Origin of the sequence: Micromonospora sp. U21 (genome assembly GCF_018070045.1) — a bacterium.
Classification (GTDB): Bacteria; Actinomycetota; Actinomycetes; order Mycobacteriales; family Micromonosporaceae; genus Micromonospora.
In genome coordinates, this window is the sequence record NZ_JAGPYK010000080.1 from 1 (window position 1) to 1287 (window position 1287).

Genomic DNA, 1287 nt, shown 5'->3' on the forward strand with positions numbered 1-1287 from the left:
ACTCGCTGCTCCGAAGACGAAGCGGACCGGGCTGCCTGGCGGCGGTGGCCGAAGTCGATGGCCGCCGAAGAGGACTACGCCGACCAGGACGCCTAGTGAAGATCGTCGTGCAGGTCCGGTTGTTCCCGGACGCCGCCCAGCATGCGGCGCTGCGGGCGACCCTGGACCTGTGCAACGAGGCCGCAAACGTCGCCTCCACCCAGGCGTATCAGCGGCGGGTGTTCGCCAAGCAGTCGTTGCAGCGGCTCACCTACGGCCAACTGAAGGGCATGGGCCTGTCGGCCCAGCCCGCGATCCACGTCGCCCGTAAGGTCGCCGGGGCGTACGCCACCCTGAAAGCCAACATCCGGGCGGGGAACCTCGGCCCGGCCGGCTCGAAACGCCGGCAGGCAGCAGAGGGCAAGCCGATCCGGTTCCGTCGCGACGCGGCGCAGCCGTTCGACGACCGTTGCCTGTCCTGGCAACTGGCCGCCCGCACGGTGTCGATCTGGACGGTCGCTGGCCGATCCGGGCCAATCCGGTTCGGCTGCTCCGACCAGCAGCACGCCCTCCTGATCGCGCACCGCCGCGGCGAGTCGGACCTGCTCTGCCGCGACGGCAAATGGTTTTTGTACGCCACCTGCGACATCCCTGACGCACCCACTAAGGAGCCGGACGGGTTCCTCGGCGTCGACCTCGGCATCGCCAACCTCGCCACCGACTCCGATGGCCGCCACTACTGCGGCAAGGCCACAAACCGGGTCCGGCACCGCAACCAGCGGCTCCGCGCGAAACTCCAGGCCATCGGCACCCAGTCCGCCAAGCGGCTGCTGAAGAAACGCCGCCGCAAGGAATCCCGGTTCGCCGCCGACACCAACCACCGCATCGCCAAGAGCATCGTGACCGAGGCCGAACGCACCGGCCGCGGAATCGCCCTGGAAGACCTGGGCGGCATCCGCGACCGGGTACGGCTCAGACGGCCCCAGCGGGTCACGCTGCACTCGTGGGCGTTCCACCAACTCGGCCAGTACATCGCCTACAAGGCGAAGCGGTCCGCAGTGGCGGTCGTGCACGTCGACCCGGCGTACACCTCGCAGGGATGCTCCACCTGCGGACACGTCGCCAAGGCCAACCGGCCCAACCAATCCACCTTCCACTGCCGGTCGTGCGGCTTCGCTGAGCACGCCGACCGGAACGCAGCCCGCAACATCGCCGCACGCGGTGTTACGGGCTGGGCAGCCGTCAGCCTGCCGAACGCGGCGTGACCTCGTGCTCATCACCACGAGCCGTCACGATCCGCAAGCTCGG

1 protein-coding gene is annotated in these 1287 nt (G+C 69.3%); it reads left to right on the forward strand.

The window, feature by feature from the left end:
• Positions 1 to 95 precede the first annotated feature (95 nt).
• Entirely contained in the window at positions 96 to 1244 is a 1149-nt protein-coding gene (locus KBX63_RS34825; protein WP_210918675.1) for an RNA-guided endonuclease TnpB family protein, read from the forward strand.
• The last annotated feature ends 43 nt before the right edge of the window (positions 1245 to 1287 follow it).